Source organism: Bradyrhizobium sp. CB2312 (genome assembly GCF_029714425.1).
In the GTDB taxonomy this organism is placed as follows: domain Bacteria; phylum Pseudomonadota; class Alphaproteobacteria; order Rhizobiales; family Xanthobacteraceae; genus Bradyrhizobium.
Genome location: NZ_CP121668.1, coordinates 5,235,660 through 5,252,910 on the forward strand (window position 1 = coordinate 5,235,660; position 17,251 = coordinate 5,252,910).

Annotated in this window: 25 protein-coding genes and 1 tRNA gene; 7 read left to right on the forward strand and 19 right to left on the reverse strand. The window is 63.2% G+C overall.

Features of this window, described 5'->3' with window-relative positions; all coding sequences use genetic code 11:
* Positions 1–4: 4 nt before the first annotated feature.
* Together QA642_RS25700 and QA642_RS25705 are read right to left on the reverse strand one after the other, a co-directional pair.
* Positions 5–1,609 carry a carboxyl transferase domain-containing protein gene (locus QA642_RS25700; RefSeq protein WP_283079335.1) on the reverse strand — a complete coding sequence of 535 codons (1,605 nt, stop codon included), beginning with the start codon at positions 1,607–1,609 and terminating at the stop codon, positions 5–7.
* Positions 1,610–1,682: 73 nt separating this feature from the next.
* Complete coding sequence (locus QA642_RS25705) at positions 1,683–2,855, reverse strand: isovaleryl-CoA dehydrogenase (RefSeq protein WP_349253793.1); 1,173 nt, start codon at positions 2,853–2,855, stop codon at positions 1,683–1,685.
* A gap of 102 nt (positions 2,856–2,957) precedes the next feature.
* On the opposite strand from QA642_RS25705, the gene QA642_RS25710 reads away from it, so the two are divergent.
* Complete coding sequence (locus QA642_RS25710; protein ID WP_283079336.1) at positions 2,958–3,986, forward strand: AraC family transcriptional regulator; 1,029 nt, start codon at positions 2,958–2,960, stop codon at positions 3,984–3,986.
* Between the two features lie 91 nt (positions 3,987–4,077).
* Here the strand turns inward: QA642_RS25710 and QA642_RS25715 are convergent, their stop codons facing one another.
* The 3 genes from QA642_RS25715 to QA642_RS25725 form a co-directional block, all read right to left on the reverse strand.
* Positions 4,078–4,365 carry a DUF3551 domain-containing protein gene (locus QA642_RS25715; protein ID WP_283079337.1) on the reverse strand — a complete coding sequence of 96 codons (288 nt, stop codon included), beginning with the start codon at positions 4,363–4,365 and terminating at the stop codon, positions 4,078–4,080.
* A 224-nt stretch (positions 4,366–4,589) separates the two neighbouring features.
* A complete protein-coding gene (locus QA642_RS25720) occupies positions 4,590–5,081 on the reverse strand; it encodes an Lrp/AsnC family transcriptional regulator (protein ID WP_283079338.1) in 492 nt (163 codons plus the stop codon).
* 224 nt (positions 5,082–5,305) lie between these two features.
* On the reverse strand, positions 5,306–5,611 hold the full coding sequence (locus QA642_RS25725; protein WP_283079339.1) for an ETC complex I subunit: 306 nt from the start codon (positions 5,609–5,611) through the stop codon (positions 5,306–5,308).
* Positions 5,612–5,868: 257 nt separating this feature from the next.
* Here QA642_RS25725 and QA642_RS25730 point away from each other — a divergent pair, with 257 nt between their 5' ends.
* Positions 5,869–7,050: an OpgC domain-containing protein gene (locus QA642_RS25730; protein ID WP_283079340.1), complete on the forward strand. Its 1,182-nt coding sequence runs from the start codon at positions 5,869–5,871 to the stop codon at positions 7,048–7,050.
* 42 nt (positions 7,051–7,092) lie between these two features.
* On the opposite strand, the gene QA642_RS25735 is transcribed toward QA642_RS25730, so the two are convergent.
* Positions 7,093–7,287, reverse strand: coding sequence for a hypothetical protein (locus tag QA642_RS25735; RefSeq protein ID WP_283079341.1), 195 nt, complete (start codon positions 7,285–7,287; stop codon positions 7,093–7,095).
* A gap of 319 nt (positions 7,288–7,606) precedes the next feature.
* Between QA642_RS25735 and QA642_RS25740 the strand changes: the two genes are divergently transcribed.
* Positions 7,607–7,765: a hypothetical protein gene (locus tag QA642_RS25740; RefSeq protein WP_283079342.1), complete on the forward strand. Its 159-nt coding sequence runs from the start codon at positions 7,607–7,609 to the stop codon at positions 7,763–7,765.
* 349 nt (positions 7,766–8,114) lie between these two features.
* On the opposite strand, the gene QA642_RS25745 is transcribed toward QA642_RS25740, so the two are convergent.
* From QA642_RS25745 to QA642_RS25765, 5 genes are all read right to left on the reverse strand, one after another.
* Positions 8,115–8,843: an outer membrane beta-barrel protein gene (locus QA642_RS25745; RefSeq protein WP_283079343.1), complete on the reverse strand. Its 729-nt coding sequence runs from the start codon at positions 8,841–8,843 to the stop codon at positions 8,115–8,117.
* A 173-nt stretch (positions 8,844–9,016) separates the two neighbouring features.
* Positions 9,017–9,093: transfer RNA gene (locus tag QA642_RS25750), tRNA-Pro, on the reverse strand.
* 98 nt (positions 9,094–9,191) lie between these two features.
* Complete coding sequence (locus tag QA642_RS25755; RefSeq protein WP_283086977.1) at positions 9,192–9,638, reverse strand: DUF192 domain-containing protein; 447 nt, start codon at positions 9,636–9,638, stop codon at positions 9,192–9,194.
* 250 nt (positions 9,639–9,888) lie between these two features.
* The gene (locus QA642_RS25760; RefSeq protein WP_283079344.1) at positions 9,889–10,524 is read right to left on the reverse strand and encodes a cold-shock protein; all 636 of its coding nucleotides are present in this window, start codon (positions 10,522–10,524) and stop codon (positions 9,889–9,891) included.
* Positions 10,525–10,722: 198 nt separating this feature from the next.
* Positions 10,723–11,484, reverse strand: coding sequence for an NAD-dependent protein deacetylase (locus QA642_RS25765; RefSeq protein WP_283079345.1), 762 nt, complete (start codon positions 11,482–11,484; stop codon positions 10,723–10,725).
* Positions 11,485–11,741: 257 nt separating this feature from the next.
* On the opposite strand from QA642_RS25765, the gene QA642_RS25770 reads away from it, so the two are divergent.
* Positions 11,742–11,906 (forward strand): hypothetical protein, encoded by a 165-nt coding sequence (locus QA642_RS25770; protein ID WP_018457755.1) that lies wholly within the window; start codon positions 11,742–11,744, stop codon positions 11,904–11,906.
* A gap of 67 nt (positions 11,907–11,973) precedes the next feature.
* On the opposite strand, the gene QA642_RS25775 is transcribed toward QA642_RS25770, so the two are convergent.
* Positions 11,974–12,243 carry a hypothetical protein gene (locus QA642_RS25775; RefSeq protein WP_283079346.1) on the reverse strand — a complete coding sequence of 90 codons (270 nt, stop codon included), beginning with the start codon at positions 12,241–12,243 and terminating at the stop codon, positions 11,974–11,976.
* Positions 12,244–12,527: 284 nt separating this feature from the next.
* Here QA642_RS25775 and QA642_RS25780 point away from each other — a divergent pair, with 284 nt between their 5' ends.
* Positions 12,528–12,758, forward strand: coding sequence for a hypothetical protein (locus QA642_RS25780; RefSeq protein WP_283079347.1), 231 nt, complete (start codon positions 12,528–12,530; stop codon positions 12,756–12,758).
* A 69-nt stretch (positions 12,759–12,827) separates the two neighbouring features.
* Positions 12,828–12,953: a hypothetical protein gene (locus QA642_RS25785; protein ID WP_283079348.1), complete on the forward strand. Its 126-nt coding sequence runs from the start codon at positions 12,828–12,830 to the stop codon at positions 12,951–12,953.
* Here the strand turns inward: QA642_RS25785 and QA642_RS25790 are convergent.
* The 6 genes from QA642_RS25790 to QA642_RS25815 form a co-directional block, all read right to left on the reverse strand.
* Positions 12,950–13,147 (reverse strand): hypothetical protein, encoded by a 198-nt coding sequence (locus tag QA642_RS25790; RefSeq protein ID WP_283079349.1) that lies wholly within the window; start codon positions 13,145–13,147, stop codon positions 12,950–12,952. The two genes, QA642_RS25785 and QA642_RS25790, sit on opposite strands and share 4 nt — an antisense overlap.
* A 151-nt stretch (positions 13,148–13,298) precedes the next feature.
* A complete protein-coding gene (locus tag QA642_RS25795; protein WP_283079350.1) occupies positions 13,299–13,664 on the reverse strand; it encodes a hypothetical protein in 366 nt (121 codons plus the stop codon).
* Positions 13,665–13,872: 208 nt separating this feature from the next.
* Complete coding sequence (locus QA642_RS25800; RefSeq protein WP_283079351.1) at positions 13,873–14,013, reverse strand: hypothetical protein; 141 nt, start codon at positions 14,011–14,013, stop codon at positions 13,873–13,875.
* A 353-nt stretch (positions 14,014–14,366) separates the two neighbouring features.
* On the reverse strand, positions 14,367–14,504 hold the full coding sequence (locus QA642_RS25805) for a hypothetical protein (protein ID WP_167336508.1): 138 nt from the start codon (positions 14,502–14,504) through the stop codon (positions 14,367–14,369).
* A 513-nt stretch (positions 14,505–15,017) separates the two neighbouring features.
* The gene (locus QA642_RS25810) at positions 15,018–15,314 is read right to left on the reverse strand and encodes an HU family DNA-binding protein (protein WP_283079352.1); all 297 of its coding nucleotides are present in this window, start codon (positions 15,312–15,314) and stop codon (positions 15,018–15,020) included.
* A 300-nt stretch (positions 15,315–15,614) separates the two neighbouring features.
* Complete coding sequence (locus QA642_RS25815; RefSeq protein WP_283079353.1) at positions 15,615–15,908, reverse strand: hypothetical protein; 294 nt, start codon at positions 15,906–15,908, stop codon at positions 15,615–15,617.
* A 190-nt stretch (positions 15,909–16,098) separates the two neighbouring features.
* Between QA642_RS25815 and QA642_RS25820 the strand changes: the two genes are divergently transcribed.
* Positions 16,099–16,401, forward strand: coding sequence for a hypothetical protein (locus QA642_RS25820; protein WP_283079354.1), 303 nt, complete (start codon positions 16,099–16,101; stop codon positions 16,399–16,401).
* A 68-nt stretch (positions 16,402–16,469) separates the two neighbouring features.
* Here the strand turns inward: QA642_RS25820 and QA642_RS25825 are convergent, their stop codons facing one another.
* Complete coding sequence (locus QA642_RS25825) at positions 16,470–16,805, reverse strand: GYD domain-containing protein (RefSeq protein ID WP_283079355.1); 336 nt, start codon at positions 16,803–16,805, stop codon at positions 16,470–16,472.
* Positions 16,806–17,251 lie beyond the last annotated feature (446 nt).

Consider the following 17,251-nt stretch of genomic DNA (forward strand, 5'->3'; position numbering starts at 1 on the left):
CGCATCACATCCTGAACAGGCCGAACTTCGTCGGCTCGATCGGCGCATTCGACGCCGCCGAGAGGCCAAGGCCGAGCACGAGGCGCGTGTCGGCCGGGTCGATCACGCCGTCGTCCCACAGCCGCGCGGTCGCGTAATAGGGATGCCCCTGGTGCTCATATTGCGCGCGGATGGGCTCGCGGAACTTATCTTCCGCCTCCTTCGACCAGCTGTCGCCCTTGGCCTCGATATTGTCACGCCGGACCTGGCTCAGCACCATCGAAGCCTGCTCGCCGCCCATCACCGAGATGCGCGCGTTCGGCCACATCCAGAGGAAGCGTGGAGAATAGGCGCGGCCGCACATGCCGTAATTGCCGGCGCCGTAGGAGCCGCCGATCACCACGGCGAATTTCGGCACCGAGGCGGTCGCAACCGCCGTCACGAGCTTGGCGCCGTCGCGCGCAATGCCGCCGGCCTCGTATTTCTTGCCGACCATGAAGCCGGTGATGTTCTGCAGGAACACCAGCGGAATGCCGCGCTGGCAGCACAGCTCGATGAAGTGCGCGCCTTTCAGCGAGCTTTCGCTGAACAGAATGCCGTTGTTGGCGATGATGCCGACTGGAAAACCCCAGATATGGGCGAAGCCGCACACCAGCGTCGTGCCGTAGAGCTTCTTGAACTCGTCGAACTCGGAGCCGTCGACGATGCGGGCGATGATGTCGCGCACGTCGAACGGCTTTCTGCCGTCGACCGGCACCACGCCGTAAATCTCCTCCGCCGCAAACAGCGGATCGCGCGCCGAATGCATGTTGAGGTTGGGCCGCCCCGACGGCTTCAGCGTGCCGACGATGCGGCGGGCGATGCCGATCGCGTGCGCGTCGTTCTGCGCATAGTGGTCTGTCACGCCCGACTGCCGCGAATGCACGTCCGCGCCGCCGAGCTCTTCCGCGCTGACGACCTCGCCGGTCGCGGCCTTCACCAGCGGCGGGCCGCCGAGGAAGATGGTGCCTTGATTTCGCACGATGATGCTCTCGTCCGACATCGCCGGCACATAGGCGCCGCCGGCGGTGCAGGAGCCCATCACGATCGCGATCTGCGGAATGCCCTGTGAGGACATCTGGGCCTGGTTGTAGAAGATGCGGCCAAAGTGCCGCTCGTCCGGAAAGATCTCGTCCTGCAGCGGCAGGAAGGCGCCGCCGGAATCGACCATGTAGACGCAAGGCAGATTGTTCTGCCGCGCGATGTCCTGCGCGCGCAGGTGCTTCTTCACGGTCATCGGGTAATAGGTGCCGCCCTTGATGGTGGCGTCGTTGGCGACAACAACGCATTCGCGACCAGCGATGCGCCCCACCCCCGTGACGACGCTCGCCGAGTGCACGTCGCCGCCATAGAGGCCGTAGGCCGCGAGCGGCGACAGCTCCAGGAACGACGTCCCGGGATCGACCAGCAGGTCGACGCGTTCGCGCGCCAGCATCTTGCCGCGCGACGTGTGGCGGTTGCGGGAGGCCTCGCCGCCGCCGCCGGCAACCTGGCTCAGCTTTTCACGCAAGTCGGCGACGAGCGCGCGCATGGCATCCGAATTGCGCGCAAAGTCCGATGAAGACGTATCGATGCTGGAATGGAGCGGCATGTGATCCCGCGGTCTGGTGTGACGTGGTGAGAGGCCGCGGGCAAGGCGTCGCGGCCATTTCATGGTGGAGGGTTTAGGCCGTCTCGGACATCAATTCGCGGCCGATCAGCATGCGGCGCACTTCGGATGTCCCCGCGCCGATCTCGTACAGCTTGGCATCGCGCCAGAGCCGTCCGACCGGAAACTCGGACGTATAGCCGACGCCGCCGAGCGCCTGGATCGCCTCGCCTGCCATCCACGTCGCCTTTTCCGCGGAATAGAGGATCGCCGCCGCCGCATCCTTGCGCAGCGTGCGGGCGTGGCCACCGCGGTCGCAGGCCTTTCCCACCGCATAGACATAGGCGCGCGTCGCCTGCCAGGTCGAATACATGTCGGCGAGCTTGCCCTGCATCAGCTGGAAATCGCCGATCGGCTGGCCGAATTGCTTGCGCTCGTGCATGTAAGGCACCACCGCGTCCATGCATGCCGCCATGATGCCGAGCGGGCCGCCCGAGAGCACGGCGCGCTCGTAGTCGAGACCCGACATCAGCACCTTGACGCCCTCGCCCACGCTGCCCAGCACGTTCTCCTCGGGCACCTCGCACTCGTCGAAGAACAAGGGATAGGTGTTGGAGCCGCGCATGCCGAGCTTGTCGAGATGCTGGCCGTGGGTGAAGCCTTTAAAACCTTTCTCGATCAGGAAGGCGGTCATGCCGCGCGGGCCGGCCTCCGGATCGGTCTTGGCGTAGACCACCAGCACGTCGGCATCGCCGCCATTGGTGATCCACATTTTCGAGCCGTTGAGCACGTAGCGGTCGCCGCGCTTGTCGGCGCGCAGCTTCATCGAGACGACGTCGGAGCCGGCGCCGGGCTCGGACATCGCCAGGGCGCCGACATATTCACCTGAGATCAGCTTCGGCAGATAGCGCTGTCGCTGCGCATCGGTGCCGTTGCGGCGGATCTGGTTGACGCAGAGATTGGAGTGCGCGCCGTAGGACAGGCCCACGGCGGCCGAGCCTCGCGAAATCTCCTCCATGGCGACGATGTGGGCGAGATAGCCCATGTTCGAGCCGCCATATTGCTCCGGCGCGGTCATCCCGAGCAGACCGAGGTCGCCGAAGCGCTTCCAGAGGTCGGCCGGGAACAGATTGGCTTTCTCGACCTCGGCAGCGCGCGGGGCGACCTCCGCTTCCACGAAGGCGCGAACGGTGTCGCGCAGCATGCCGATGTCTTCGCCCAGATCGAAGTCGATGCTCGGGATGTTCAAGGCGATTCCTCCGTCTTCTTGTCGAGCCCGAACCTACCCCCGCCCGGGCGCCGCTTCGGTCGAAAAGGTTGCATTTTCCGCCAAGTTTGGCGAGGATTTTTCATGCCCTTTCAAGCCGCGACAGCAATGCCCCGCCGCGCCATGACCCCCGCCGCCTTTGTCCGCGGCGTGGTCGCCGCCTATGGTCGCTACGGGCGGGATCCTGCCGGCGCGCTGGCCAAGGGACAGGTCACTGAAGACCTGGTTCGGTCCGGCGACGGACGGGTGACGGCCGCCCAGTTCGAGGCGCTGGCGGGCCACGCCATGCGCGAGCTCGACGACGAGGCGCTCGGCTGGTTCTCGCGCCGGCTGCCTTGGGGCACCTATGGCATGCTCTGCCGCGCCTCGATCACGGCGCCCAATCTCGAGGTCGCGCTCAAACGCTGGTGCCGGCATCATCGCCTGCTCACCGAGGACGTGCTGTTCGAGCTCTCGGTCGGTGACGAGACCGCGACCATCGCCATCCGCGAGCAGCGCGACCTCGGACCTTTGCGCGAATTCTGCCTCGTCACCCTGCTGCGCTATGTGCTCGGCTTCTCCTGCTGGGCGATCGATTCCGCGATCGCGCTGCGCGCGGCGGAATTCCCCTACTCAGAACCCGGCCACGTCTCGGTCTATCCGACCATTTTCTGCCGGACCTTGAGCTTCGATGCCGATGGCGCGCGCATCGTCTTCGACAAGCACTATCTGTCGCTGCCGCTGACGCGCAGCGCCGCCGATCTCGACAGCATGCTCAAGGGCGCGCTGCGGCTGACCGTGCTGCCCTATCGGCGCGACCGCCTGCTGGTCGAGCGCGTCCGCCGCGTGCTCCGCCATGCGCGCGGCCGCAGTCTCGGCGCCGAGGATGTCGCAAGCGAACTCGCGCTCTCCACCCGCACCATGCACCGCCGCCTGCGCGAGGAAGCAACCTCGCTGCGCGATCTCAAGGAGGAAGCCAAGTTCGAGCTGGCAAAGCAGGAGCTGATGCGCGGCCGCACGCCGATCAAGCGGATCGCGGAGATCGCGGGCTTCCGCAACGAGAAGAGCTTTTCCCGCGCCTTCCGCACCTGGACCGGCGCCTCGCCGCGCGAGTTTCGCGGAAGGTATCGATGAGGCGGACCATCATCTGCCTGTCATGAATTGACGGCCTCCGAGATCGCTCCCGGAGGCCGCAATGTCCTGGATCAGGTCTCGATGCCAGGCGTTAATTCTGCGCGCCCTGGCGAGCCTTGGGCTGCTTCGTCTGCTTCGGCTGGAAGGCGAGCGCGTCGTTGCTGGCCTTCGAGCCGCCGGCCTGCGAGCACGAGCCGCCGATGCCGCCGGCTGCCTGACGGCAGGCTTCCATCGTCGGATAGCCGCAGCCATGCGCGGCCTGGGCGCCGTTGGTGATGCAGTAGTCGTCGGCCTTCGCAGCCGGCGCGGTCATCATCAAGAACGCAGATGCAAACAGCGTCGCGGCGGACGCGACGAACGTCTTCGAGGTCGGAGTCATGCTGTCTTTTCCTGCTTAAAGGGTCCCACAAAAGCGCCCCCGGCATGCGACGCAGGCCGGGGTTCACACCTTGCATCTAGGCCGCACCCGCGAGCCGGCAATCGTGCGCCGGCGCATTGCAGGGCTTCGTAAATCACATGTCATAGTTAGGTGAGTTACTAAATAGTATGACAGGATCGCAGCTTCGGCTCTTATGAAATCCTCGCCGGAAAGTGAGATGTCCCCTAGCCCGCCGAGGCGACCGCCAACTCCTGCACCGGCAGCGGCACGTCCTTGGCGACGCCCAGCACCGGGAAGCTCCGGACGTTCTTCACGTCGGGCATCGCGGCAAAGTGAAGGAGCTGCTGCCGCATGCTCTCGACGCTCGGCGCGACGCATTTCAGGAGGTAGTCGGTGTCGCCCGAGATCCGCCAGCACTGCTGGATGCGCGGGATCGCGGCGATCGAGTTCTCGAACGCCTCCAGCACTGGCTGAGCTTGGCTGCCGAGCTGGATCGAGACAAACGACACCACCTCATAGCCGAGCAGCCGCTCGTCGATGACCGCGCGCACCGCCCGGATCACGCCGCGGCTGAACAGCGATTTCAGCCGCCGCAGGCAGTTCGGTGCGGACACGCCGACGCGCAGCGCCAGCTCGTTGTTGCGCACCCGCCCGTCCTGCTGCAGCTCGGAAAGAATTTTCAGATCGACGCCGTCGAGCTGGTCACGCCCGGCCATCCCCCACCTCGTCATGTCGTGTCGTGCGAGGCAGCGAAGCACGCGGGGAATTTAGTGCCAAGAGCCCACCGCCGGGCGCGACGCTCTCGCCCAATAGCGGGAAAGTCTTTCCGCCGTCATGGCCGGGCTTGTCCCGGCCATCCACGCTGTCTTACACAGCCCCAAAACGTGGATGCCCGGGACAAGCCCGGGCATGACGATATCGTGGCCGCGCCGACCGCCCCTCAATGCGTCCAGGGCTCGCCGCGGCGGAACGAGAAATTATCGGCATAGGCGACCGGGCGGCGGATCGAATCCTGGGGCTCGATCACCTGGTAGGCGATGCCCTTGCGCTCGCAATAGGCGACCGCCTCTTCCTTGGTGTGGAAGCGCAGCGTGATCTGCTGCTTCATGTCGCCGGACGAGGTCCAGCCCATCAGCGGCTCGACCGAGCGCGGCTGCTCGGGCTCGTAGTCGAGCTGCCATTCCTTGGTCTTGGACCGGCCGGATTGCATCGCGTTCTTGGCGGGCTTGAAAATGCGTGCGGTCATGGGTGGTCCGGCCTCTTGGTCTTTTCGTTCGATTTCGATGCGTCAGGGTGGCAGTTGGTGGAAACTTCAGGGATAGTATAGAGACACCGATCGGGAACTATTCGGTGATTCCAGTCCCTTGGGTGCCCGTCACCGACGGGTATAGTCATTATGCTGCACCGTGACAATTGTGTACCCGCCGTCCGCCCCGGGACCCCGCCCGGTGCCCCCGCCTCGCCGACCTCAGCGTATCCGCCCCCTACGAAAGCTCCCGTCGCATGGCCTTCCTGAACGTCAGCGCAACGCTCCCCGAGAAAGGCCGTGACCTCAGGCTCGACCTGTTTCGCGGCGTCGCGAATTGGGCGATCTTCCTCGATCACATCCCCGACAACGTCGTGAACTGGATCACGACGCGCAACTACGGCTTTTCCGACGCCGCGGACCTGTTCGTCTTCATCTCCGGCTACACCGCCTCCTTCGTCTATGCACGGATGATGCTGGAACGCGGCTTCATCGTCGGCGCCACGCGCCTGACCAAGCGGGTCTGGCAGCTCTACGTCGCCCACATCATCCTGTTCGTGATCTACATCGCCTCGATCAGCTATCTCGCGCTGCGCTTCGGCGATTCCGATATGATCAACGAGTTCAACGTCGCCGGCCTCGTCGACAACGCCACCGAGACGCTGCGCCAGGGCCTGTTCCTGCGCTTCAAGCCGCTCAATCTCGATGTGCTGCCGCTCTACATCGTGCTGATGGGGCTGTTTCCGCCGGTGCTGTGGTTCATGCTGCGCAAGCCCGACCTGACGATGGGACTCTCCATCGCGCTGTGGCTGGCCGCGCGTCACTTCGGCTGGAATCTGACCGCCTATCCGGCCGGCCAGTGGTACTTCAACCCCTATTGCTGGCAGGTGCTGTTCGTGTTCGGCGCCTGGTGCGCCATGGGCGGCGCCCGGCGCTCGGGCGCGCTGATCAACTCACAGATCACGCTGTGGCTCTGCCTCGCCTATCTCGCCTTTGCGCTGGTCATGACCATGGCCGGCCGCTTCCCGAGCCTCGGCGGCATGTTTCCGGAGTGGCTGTTCTCGGCCTTCAACCCGAACGACAAGACCAACCTCGCGCCCTATCGCTTCATCCACTTCGTCGTGATCGTGATCCTGGTGATCCGCTTCGTGCCGAAGGACTGGCCGGGCCTCGAATGGAAGATCTTCGATCCGGTCATCGTCTGCGGCCAGCAGTCGCTCGCCGTGTTCTGCGTCGGCGTGTTCCTGTCCTTCGTCGGCCATTTCGAGCTGTCTATGAGCTCGGGCTCGCTTTTCGCACAGCTCTTCGTCAGCATCGCCGGCATCGCGATCATGACGACGGTGGCCTATTATATTTCCTGGTCGAAGAAGCAGGACAAGCCGCTGAAGCCGCCGCCGCCGGCCAAGCCTGCGGCCGCTTCGCCGGCAAAGGCTGCCTGAGCTCGCGGCAGCGATACTGCGCCTGATGGCGGCGATGCCGCCTCAGGCCGCCTCTTCGCCGTCGAACTCGGTGAACTTCTTGTAGATCCAGTCGCGGCCGTCGTGGCGGCGCCACACCTTGCCGTACACGAGCTGCCCGTTGATCGAGCGGCGCGGCACGATCACGGTCCAGAGGTGCCAGATCTCGGTCCAGTTCGACTGCGAACCGACGGTTTGGACGTTGCGATCGAAAGACATGACGCAGAACTCACGCGATACGAGCGCCGCGACGAACTGTGATCTTGTGTGAGCACCCATTGGAGGTACCCCCGTCGCGAGCCAGGGACCAATTTGATAGTGATCGCCGGGACTTCCGCAACAACCGCTCTGTCTTAACCTAACTGGTCAACCTTACTACAGCCGTCCGGACTGGTTGAAAGCGGATGCCGATTTTTCTAGAATGCGTGCACCATTTGAGAATGAGCGCGCCATTTTGGACGCGTGGTGATTTCTAAACGACGTTGACTTTTGAGCGTGCTGGAATTCTGAAAAGTATTGATCGGGCGGGACGACCACAATGAATTTGCAATGTGCATGTCTGCGCTTGGCGGTGCGCTCGACGCCGCCTGCTCCGCTGATCAAGATATCCATCCAGGTGCCGCCGAAGGCCGCCAACGACAACCATCTGGTCTGGCCATTGCTGCCGTTTCCGCTCGGCTGGTACGCCTCGAACTGATCGCGGACCATGCTTTGAAAAGCGCAACGCCGCGCAAGCGGAGTATTATCGCTTGGCGGCGTCCGTTTAGGCATTGGGCGCTGAAATCCCCAACACCCATATGTCTATGGCGACGAGCAAAGGTTCGATGAAGCTTTGGTAATTCGCCGCCGCGCGCCTCATGGCAATCCCCTGACATATCGTGCAGAAGTCGCCACGCGCGACAAACACGCGCCCCGGCGTGAGAGCGCTTCGGGCAGCGATCGCGCAGCTGTTTCAGGATACGATGGGCCGCATTGCCTGGATCATCTGGCGCCTCGTCGATCGGCAGCTGTTCTGATGCCCGAGCAGCCGGTCGCTCCCGATCACGTCAGTAGTGATAGTTCAAACCGACCGTCGCGGCATGGATCGTGTCCTTGAGGTGGGCCACGGTGATGCTTTCGGACGGGCTGATCAGCTGTATCGGGCTCTTCGTGCCGAAGTCGTAGTAATTATATTCGACATTGGCCGACCAACTTGACGCGAACGCCCATTCCACACCGGCGCCCAAGGTCCAGCCGGTCCGCATGACCGACGCGCTGGGATCGATCGCGAAGCCGGTGGCCGGACTGGTATACGCATCATCGATCTTGTCGTGCGTCCAGGCGACGCCACCCCGCGCATAGATCAGCCAGCCCAAGCCATAGGCATAGCCGAGCCGTGCTGTGGCCGAGGCGAGAAAATCGTTCTTGAGGCCGAACCGCGATGGCACGGCGAGGTTGCCGAACGTGGGAAATCTGACACTGCTCGCATGATGGCTCGAAAGGCTCGACAATGCGGCGCGGCCTTCAGCGCCGACGACCCAGTTGGATGCGAATTGATGGTCGCAGCCGGCCTGCCCGCCACCGACAAGACCGGCGGCGCCAAAGTCGACCGTCCCCCCGGCGCTGTTGATCGTGCGATCGCCGCTCGCGACGCCGCCGACATGACCGCCGACATAGCACCCGGTCCAGTTGAAGACGACGGACGCCGTGGGAGGTGCTTGCAGCGCAAGATCGGCCGCAGATGCGGCGGTGGCCGAAAGAGCGGCGAGCGCCGCGCCGGCGAAAGCTTTCAACATGTCCCGACATTCCTCATTGCCCATGCAGCGGTCCTAGCAGGCCGAGCTGTCGCGGAGGTTGCGTGATGCCCGCATCTCCCGCGCGGGGCGGCGCAGGCCGCGTTCCGCCGGCAATACCCAAACGGGGCCGGTTGGTTGGGATCTCGAGGGAAATGAAGGAGGTTCCTCGGGACTGGTCGGGGCAGCTGGATTCGAACCAACGACCTGCAGTACCCAAAACTGCCGCGCTACCAGGCTGCGCTATACCCCGAATGTCCGGTGAGCCCCGTCGATACACGCTTCCAAAGGCGCCAGCAAGCTTACAAACCGGCGCCAGCAAGGCTGGCAACGGCCCCCCGCCGGGCGGTGCTATTTGCTGCCGAACAGCGGGTGACCGACGCGGTCACCGGGGCGGATGCCGTATTTCTGCGCCGTTCCCGCCACCACCTCCAGCACGGCCCGGGCGGGCCCTCCCGACGAGATGATCTTGGTCGACAGCGGCTCGGTGTTCTCGGCTATGCGCAGGATGCGGCCGTCGGCGCGGATGAAGATCATGTCGAGCGGGACATAAGTGTTCTTCATCCACATCGACACTTCCTGCTCGGGATTGAAGTCGAACAGCATGCCTTTGCCGTCGGCCAGTTCCTTGCGGTACATCAGGCCGGTCTGCTTCTCCTCATCGGTCGTCGCCATCTCGACCGAGAACACCTGCACGCCGTTCTTGGTGACGATCTCGAGCGGCTGGAAGCTGGCGGCATTGGCGGCGGCGAGGCTGGCGATGACGAGAATGGCGGCAAGGCTTTTGGCAAAACCCATGGCGAGACGCATGGGAAAAGTCATGGCAAAAGTCATGAAATGGCACTCGGAGCGGGTGGGACTGGGACAGTCCTTACGCGGCGATCATGACAAAAGCCAGAGGCGCGCCGGCCTGCCGACGCGCCTCTTGTCACGATTCCGGGAATGGAAGAGCTAAAGCATGATCCGGAAAAGTGCGAAGCGGTTTTCCGGAAAGATCATGCTCAAACAACAACCTAAAGCGCGATGACGATTCATCCCTCATCGCGCTTTAGTGCGACTGCAATCCCGGCGAGCCGGTTTCGGGATGGATCTCGGCCGCCATCATGCCCTTGGAGCCGGGCCCGAAGCGGACCAGCACATATTGGCCGGGCCGCAGCTCAGTCATGCCGAAGCGGCGCAGCGTCTCCATGTGCACGAAGATGTCGGGCGTGCCCTCGCCGCAGGTGAGGAAGCCGAAGCCGCGCAGCCGGTTGAACCATTTGACCTGGGCCCGCTCCAGCCCGCTTGTCGGGGTGACCGTGACGTGGGTGCGCGGCGGCAGCATCTGCGCCGGATGGATCGCGGTCGATTCGTCCATCGAGACCACGCGGAAGGCCTGGTAGCCCTTCGCGCGCTGGATGCACTCGACGACGATGCGGGCGCCCTCATAGGCGGTCTGGAAGCCGTCGCGCCTGAGCACGGTAACGTGCAGGAGCACGTCGGGCCAGCCATTGTCCGGAACGATGAAGCCGTAGCCCTTTGAGGCATCGAACCATTTGATGACGCCGTGAACCTCGACGAGGTTGGCGCTGCCCTCACCAAGTCCGGTGAAGGGATTGAGCGCGCTGTCGCGACCGGCGCCGCCGTGCTCGCCGACCGCGGGAACTCCGACCTTCTTGGACTCAAATCCGTCCGACGACCCCATAACCCCGGACCCCACACATGCCATGCAACCCGCCACATTGGCGGCGTCGAATCACGCGTCTTAAGAGAATGTTCTCAATTCGACGCGACGCGAATCTTCCGACTCAAAAGATAACACTCCCGGTTGCGAGGCATAGATAAAAAAGAGATTCGCCGGAACCTATGAACAGCTTGCACAGGCGCGAATCAAATCTTTGCCTCAATTACCGACAAAGGGCCCGAGTGTTTCGCCGATGTCGTGGTGGATCACGAGGTCGGCGATGTCATCCTGCTCGGTCGGCTCGCGATTGATGATCACGAGACGCGCGCCGGCGTTCTTCGCCATCATCGGAAAGCCCGCCGCAGGCCACACCACGAGCGAGGAACCGATCGCGATGAAGAGGTCGCAGGCCCGCGACAGCTCGGTTGCCCGCTGCATTTCGTCCTCGGGCATCATCTGGCCGAATGAAATCGTGGCGGTTTTCACCGGCTCGTCGCACGCGGTGCAATTGGGTGCGGCGCCGTCGTCGTCGAAGCGGCGTTTCACCCAGTCGAGCGGATAGGCCTGCCCGCATCCGATGCAACGCGCATAAGTGGTATTTCCGTGAAGTTCAATCACATGCTCTGGCGCGAAGCCCGAGGCCTGGTGCAGATTGTCGATGTTCTGGGTGATCACGGCGGGAATCTTGCCGGCGCGGTAGAGCGAGGCGAGCGCGCGATGGCCGCGGCCTGGCCTCGCCGCCGCGAACACCTCCTCCATCGCAAAGCGGCGGCGCCAGGATTCGTCGCGCGCCTCCTGGCTTGCGACGAACTCACCGAACTCGATCGGACGGTAGCGGCTCCAGAGCCCGCCCGGCGAGCGGAAGTCGGGGATGCCGGATTCGGTCGAGATGCCGGCGCCGGTGAACGGCACGATGGTTTTGGCTTCGGCGATCATGTCGCCGAGCCGCTCGACGCCGCTGCGAAGATCCGATGCAATCATGAGCGGCCTCCCGAATCCTTTTTTGCCTAGCTGCAGCAGGCGCAAGCGACAAGATCGCTGACGCTCTTATCAAGCGCGTACGCGATGCGCTCGGCAATTTCTTCCGACCTTCGCATATCACAATCCTGCAATGCCTCCTCCCCATTGACGCCCCAATCAGAAGCGCCAATGCATGTGTTTACGCGACTCAAGATGATGCGGCGGCAGTGCTTGAGTCCAGCAGTGCACTCATACTCAGGTGTAGAGGGGATTTGACAATGACCGAGGACGAGCAACGCAAAATCCGCGAACGTGAAGAGATCGCCGCCCGTGTCGCCGCCTTCCGTGCCACGCAGGAAAAATTCAAGCGCGAGCGTGAAGAGTATTTCGTGTCGACGCTCGACAATGCCCGCAAGGCGGAACGGCCCTCGCTCTGGCCGTAATCACGCCTGATACCGCGCATGAAAAAAAGCCCGGAGCATGGCTCCGGGCTTTTGGTTTGTTAAGACGCTACCAGTGACGGTAGTAGTGGTGCCGGTAATACGGTCCACCGTAATAGGCGTACGGGCCAGGGCCGTAGTCGTAATAGCCGTAGCCCGGTCCATAATAGCCGTAGGGGTGGGACGCGGCGACGGCGCCCGCGGTGATCGCGCCGGCGGCGAGGCCGAATGCGAGGCCCGGTCCGATGCCGCGGCCGCGCGCCTCGGCGGGCGCAGGCGCCGCGATCGCAGTTACGCCGACGGCCGCGACGGTGGCCAGAACTGCCAGTGTCTTCTTCATGCTCTCCTCCTTCGCGTACTCCCGACGATAACGACCAGCGCCTGCGATGGTTGCGTGCAGTGCGGAACCGGCGGCGGTCAAAAAAAATCGAGACAACGGGAACGAAAGCGCCTGACGCGGATTGACTTCACAAGTGCGGGAGCCTCCGCCATCCGGGTTGAGGCGACAGCACGAAGAACCCCGTCAGCATCCTCCGCGGTGCTGGCGGGGTTTTCAGTTTCACGGGAACCCATGGCAGCAGACGCAAGCTTCTGCCAGCGGGGCGGACGATCAAGGAGGAGAGAGTGCCGATATCCGCTTTGCTGGCGCGCATTCGCAGGCTGGTCCCCAGATCCGGCGATCAGCACTACGACGAGATCGTCCGCAGCTTCGGGGTCGGCACGCTGCGCCCGCCGCCGACGCCGATGAGCGACGGCGAGCTCGCGCGCGCCATCGCCGAGTTCCTGAAGGAGCAGCCCTCGAGCGAATCCGTTGCGACCCTCGGCCGGCGGCTCGACCCCTCCTCCCCGCTCTGACGCAACTATCCCGGGAACCCGCGTCAGCGGCGCACGTTGGGCTAGCTTCAAGAGAAGAAGAGGCCAGTCATGCCCGCATGGCTTGAAATTCTGCTCAACCTGACCGGCTATGCCGGCTTCGTGGCGCTCGCGACGGCGGGCGTCGGGTGCTCCGACGAATCCGCCGAGGATCACATCATTGGCGGCGAGCGTTAGTTCGCGTGCGGCGCCTGGCCGGCGGTGCGCACCAGGCGGTCGGCCTTGACCGCGACGCGCGTGTCCTCGGCTTGCGGCCGCAGCGAGAAGCTGATCACCACGAAAGCGAGGCAGAACAGCGAGCCGACGATTGCGACGCGGCGGTAGGTGTGCCGGTCGCCTTGATGAAATGACGGTTCTGAAAATGGCCTCATGTCGAAATCCGCTTCTTGGCAAAGTCGTTCTTGTCCTTGCAAGAACACCTACTCTAGGCAGCGGCGCGCGCAACGCGATTGGGCTTTTAACCTAACCAAATAGGGTTATCCCCTTTGGCGCAAGCTTTCGTTAGGAGCTTGCGCGCGCGGTTCAGATGTCGGCGAGCCGCTTCAGCGTCGCGCGAAAGCTCAGGCTGCGATTGCCGCCGACCAGCACGGTGCCGAACACCTCGGCCTCGTCGTCGCGATACGTCCCGGAAAAGCCGCTCGTGGCCTCCTGCCCGCCGAACAGCGGCCGCACGAAGGCATCCTCGAACGGCGTATGCTGGTTGGTGGCAAGCTCGCCCTTCCAGGTCCCGCTGTTCGAACCGCCCTCGCCCACTCTGTACGACCCACGCGACCAGAAGTAAGGCCCGCCGCCAAGCAGCGCGCCGTCACGCAGGATCAGGATGCCGCTGTCGCGGCCCTTCACGCCGTCGAGCATGTGGATGTGGATGGAATAAAGTCCGTTCTTCATGGCCGGCGCCCGCGCATCCGGACGATAGCTCCGGACATGACCAGCGTCGAGGCGAAAGGACGGCGGCTCGGAGAGTGCAGCGACCGGTTTTGTTCCAGCTTCGCTTACATTTCGTTCTCGAAGAACGAATCGGAATCGCAGAAATCGGCGTGGAGCAGGTCTTAACGATTCGTTTGCACGCAAACGAGCATGCCCTCTCTGCCGCCGATCACCTCGCCTCTTCGAACCTTCGTGATGGCGGCGGCATCTGCGGCACCGACGGCCTACCTTTGCGCAACCGCGGATGCCGGTCGTACCAGAACAGCTTGGCGATCTCGACGAACATCTCGACAAACCAGCACGCATCCATGTCGCTCTCCCTCGCGCATGTTTCTACGCGAGGCCTTGAGGACGCGACCGTGCGAAGCATCACGCTGCTTCGTTCTGAGACACGCGCGCCGGCAGGCACGAGATGTTCTGCATCCGACTCCATTTCGTTCGCAAAGAACGAATCGGAATCGAGAAAATCAGTGCGGAGCGACTCCTAACGATCGGTGAAGCACGCATCATCACACCGCAATCGACGGCAATTCTCTGTCGACAGGAATTCCACGACGACCGCGTCATCGCGATCGCAGCTCGCGCCTCATCGATGGGCCCGTCAGGCGCGTAACCGAAACGAGATCGCGCCTGACGGATGTCGCGGCTTTCGCCGACGCCGAATCAAGCCGCCCGCTTGCCTTTGCCCTTCTCGGAAAAGCATTCCAGGATCTGGATGCGGAGCTCTTCTGCCGCGGGGCCCTCGACCTTCCGCAGCTCGTTCCAGAGCCTGATCACTTCGCGCTGTTTTTCGACGGTCATGAGTCACCTCCAAAGCTGATGACTCGACTAGAACAAAATGAGAACAAAAAGTCCAGTCCCCGGCGCGCGATTTCAGTGGACGCCGCATTGAACCTTTTGGCGGTCGCGCGGACCCATGAATGCTGGGGATTTCAGCGCCCAGTCAATACGGCAGCGCCGCCTGACGAAGATACTCCGTCGACGCGGCGCTGTTGCTTTTTGGATTTTCAACCTTAAGTTAAAGGTACGGCCGACGGCCAGGCGCTGAAATCCCATCGCCGTCGGCGAGAAGGCCCCGTGCGAAAGCGCGGGGTTTTTCTTGTGGAGCGCCTAGAGCATTTTCGGTTCTGATTGAATCAGAACCGAAGCTCTAGATTCTTGCCGGTTCGCGTGAAGAAAACGCGTCAAAACACATCCACTTCGCTCGAAAACGCTCTATGGCATGATCCGGAACCGGAGGGCCGCGTCAGCGCAAAGTGCGCAGCGGCTTTCCGAAAAGATCATGCTCAAACAAGAATCCAAGGGATGGCCGGATCAGACCGCGTCCTTGGCGACCTTGAGCGGCGAGGCCTTCACCGACTTGCTGGCCGGCTTGGCGGCAAACTGCATCGGCTCCTTGGTGAAGGGATTGACGCCCATCCGCGCTTCGGTGGCGGGCTTGTTCACGACCGACATCTTCACGAAGCCGGGAATGACGAACTCGCCGGACTCGTTGAGCTCCTTGTAGCCGACCGTCGCCATGTACTCGATCACCGACTTCACGTCGTTCTTCGAGATCTGCGTGCCTTCCGCAATTGCATCGATCAATTGGGTCTTGGTCATCTTCGCCATATTTGAATTCCTTCTGTGCGCGCGAGCAAACCCTGCTCAAGGACGCGGTCGAACCCGCGGGTCGCGCGCTTCTGATTCATGCCGGTGGTCATGAAGTGACGCGGCTTAGACCGCATCGGGGCCCAAAACGCAAGCCGGGGCTCTCCGGGATGAGGCCTCGCTTTGCGGCAAAATCTGGGCCGTCGGAGCCCGTCGAATGCGGGTGCACATCAAATGCGCGCGTCGAGTCGATAAATGCGGCGCGTCGAGTCGATCCCGCCGCCGGGCCGCATCTTGCGATGGGCGAGCTGTCAGACCCGACTACTCTCGTTCATCGTAGCGGTCGCAGCGTGCATCGCCCCGCTTGACGTCGCTCGCGAGCTCGTCGAGCGGCGGGGTGCATCGAAGCAGCGAATATTTGTCGTTATAGGGCGCGGGCTGACGCCGACACACACTCGCGCCGATCGGGACCTGGATGGCCTGGGTCCCGACGGTGTAGAAGCAATTGTCCGATTTCGGATCAGGCTTTTTCTCATCAGGCGCTTTCGCAGCGTCCTGCGCCAACGCCGGCGTCAGACCGAGCGCCAGGAACGCAATCACGACAGCTTTTCGCACGGCCGCTCTCCGCTATTTGCCAGTTGAAAGGATATCCCAAGTTCGATGGGCGAGATATTCAATTCGCACGCCGTCCCCGCGAGGGCTCACCTCATCGTGAAACCTGTGACTCGAATAAAATTGTTCAGACTTCAGTAACCTAACGGCTCCAAGCTCCGCGTCAGTATCGTTGCGTTGGAGTACCCCCAAAGTGCTGGATTTTCACGAGCTGCGTGAACTCGCGGCTGACGTTCGTATTTTCGTCGACGTCGCCGAAGACAAGGCCGAAGCCCTCAGAGCCGTCATCGCCGCCTATGACGTGGTGCTGGCGATTTTCCCCACCCGGGAGGGCATGGGCCTGCACGTCATCAAGGGCAAGGAGATCCTCGACAGGATCGCAACATCGCGGACGAGCGCGATGTACAGCCACACCGCCATCGCGGTCCCCGACCTCGAGCATGCCGAAGTGCTCAAGCACCTGACGGCTCCGGACGAGCAGCGGATTGCGGCCTAACTTTCGCAAAGCCGCCGCTCGAGGTGACGAGCGGCGGCCTCGCATTTGTTCGCGGTAAGCTCGAAAGATCAGCCGCCCGGCGGCTTGTAGGACGAGCGCAGCTTGGCCGCGTTCTGCCGCACCTGCTTGATCTCGTCCTGGGTGAACAGCCGCATCAGCTTCACGTTCTGCAACGTGCCCGCCGTGACGGTCAGGCCGGAGATGGCCGGTGCCGCAGTCGGATCAGGCACGTCGAAAATCACGAGAACGCCGGGTCCGTCGGCGGCGACGCTGTACATCGAGACCAGCTTGCCGCCGGCCGCCTCGATCAGCTTGGCTGCCGCCTCCTGACGATTGGTCGTCGGGTTTTCAAGAATGGCATTGAGAGCGCGTTGCGTGTATTGCCCCGTAAGACAGAAATGCATGGCTGTCGTCCTTCTGAAATCATGAAAACGCGCATCGTGACGAGCTAGATCGTCACGACGGTGGGGTCTGAAAATGATGGAGTTATTGCCCGCCGTGGGCACAAACGCCGCCAGGTACTGACGCGGTTTCGGCACACCGCGTTGGCGGCTCGCTTGCACGCTACATCAGCGGGCGGGCGTGTAAAAGACGGTTTCGCTCGTCGGCCGGTTGCAACGCGGCACCATCGCACCTTCGCAAGTCGCCTCCGACATTCACGCAGGGCAATCGCATATGGCTTGCACGATGCGGCGGCATCGGCACTGGGCTCCCTCTCCCGCTTGCGGGAGAGGGTTGGGGAGAGGGTGTCTCCGCAACGGGATAATCCCCAAGAGGAAAGAGCCCTCACCCGCCGCGCTCGGGACGATGCTTCGCATCGCCCGGGGCGCGTCGGCCTCTCCCGCAAGCG

What these genes read in the sequence shown, in the direction of transcription:
- QA642_RS25790 (WP_283079349.1), bottom strand. Translation starts at nt 13,147, where the DNA reads ATGAGGCCATTTTCAGAACCGTCATTTCATCAAGGCGACCGGCACACC.
- QA642_RS25725 (WP_283079339.1), bottom strand. Translation starts at nt 5,611, where the DNA reads ATGACCGCACGCATTTTCAAGCCCGCCAAGAACGCGATGCAATCCGGC.
- QA642_RS25740 (WP_283079342.1), top strand. Translation starts at nt 7,607, where the DNA reads ATGAATTTGCAATGTGCATGTCTGCGCTTGGCGGTGCGCTCGACGCCG.
- QA642_RS25745 (WP_283079343.1), bottom strand. Translation starts at nt 8,843, where the DNA reads ATGTTGAAAGCTTTCGCCGGCGCGGCGCTCGCCGCTCTTTCGGCCACC.
- QA642_RS25805 (WP_167336508.1), bottom strand. Translation starts at nt 14,504, where the DNA reads ATGACCGTCGAAAAACAGCGCGAAGTGATCAGGCTCTGGAACGAGCTG.
- QA642_RS25710 (WP_283079336.1), top strand. Translation starts at nt 2,958, where the DNA reads ATGCCCTTTCAAGCCGCGACAGCAATGCCCCGCCGCGCCATGACCCCC.
- QA642_RS25715 (WP_283079337.1), bottom strand. Translation starts at nt 4,365, where the DNA reads ATGACTCCGACCTCGAAGACGTTCGTCGCGTCCGCCGCGACGCTGTTT.
- QA642_RS25720 (WP_283079338.1), bottom strand. Translation starts at nt 5,081, where the DNA reads ATGGCCGGGCGTGACCAGCTCGACGGCGTCGATCTGAAAATTCTTTCC.
- QA642_RS25775 (WP_283079346.1), bottom strand. Translation starts at nt 12,243, where the DNA reads ATGAAGAAGACACTGGCAGTTCTGGCCACCGTCGCGGCCGTCGGCGTA.
- QA642_RS25735 (WP_283079341.1), bottom strand. Translation starts at nt 7,287, where the DNA reads ATGTCTTTCGATCGCAACGTCCAAACCGTCGGTTCGCAGTCGAACTGG.
- QA642_RS25755 (WP_283086977.1), bottom strand. Translation starts at nt 9,638, where the DNA reads ATGGGTTTTGCCAAAAGCCTTGCCGCCATTCTCGTCATCGCCAGCCTC.
- QA642_RS25800 (WP_283079351.1), bottom strand. Translation starts at nt 14,013, where the DNA reads ATGGATGCGTGCTGGTTTGTCGAGATGTTCGTCGAGATCGCCAAGCTG.
- QA642_RS25825 (WP_283079355.1), bottom strand. Translation starts at nt 16,805, where the DNA reads ATGCATTTCTGTCTTACGGGGCAATACACGCAACGCGCTCTCAATGCC.
- QA642_RS25785 (WP_283079348.1), top strand. Translation starts at nt 12,828, where the DNA reads ATGCCCGCATGGCTTGAAATTCTGCTCAACCTGACCGGCTATGCCGGC.
- QA642_RS25730 (WP_283079340.1), top strand. Translation starts at nt 5,869, where the DNA reads ATGGCCTTCCTGAACGTCAGCGCAACGCTCCCCGAGAAAGGCCGTGAC.
- QA642_RS25795 (WP_283079350.1), bottom strand. Translation starts at nt 13,664, where the DNA reads ATGAAGAACGGACTTTATTCCATCCACATCCACATGCTCGACGGCGTG.
- QA642_RS25770 (WP_018457755.1), top strand. Translation starts at nt 11,742, where the DNA reads ATGACCGAGGACGAGCAACGCAAAATCCGCGAACGTGAAGAGATCGCC.
- QA642_RS25765 (WP_283079345.1), bottom strand. Translation starts at nt 11,484, where the DNA reads ATGATTGCATCGGATCTTCGCAGCGGCGTCGAGCGGCTCGGCGACATG.
- QA642_RS25700 (WP_283079335.1), bottom strand. Translation starts at nt 1,609, where the DNA reads ATGCCGCTCCATTCCAGCATCGATACGTCTTCATCGGACTTTGCGCGC.
- QA642_RS25810 (WP_283079352.1), bottom strand. Translation starts at nt 15,314, where the DNA reads ATGGCGAAGATGACCAAGACCCAATTGATCGATGCAATTGCGGAAGGC.
- QA642_RS25760 (WP_283079344.1), bottom strand. Translation starts at nt 10,524, where the DNA reads ATGGGGTCGTCGGACGGATTTGAGTCCAAGAAGGTCGGAGTTCCCGCG.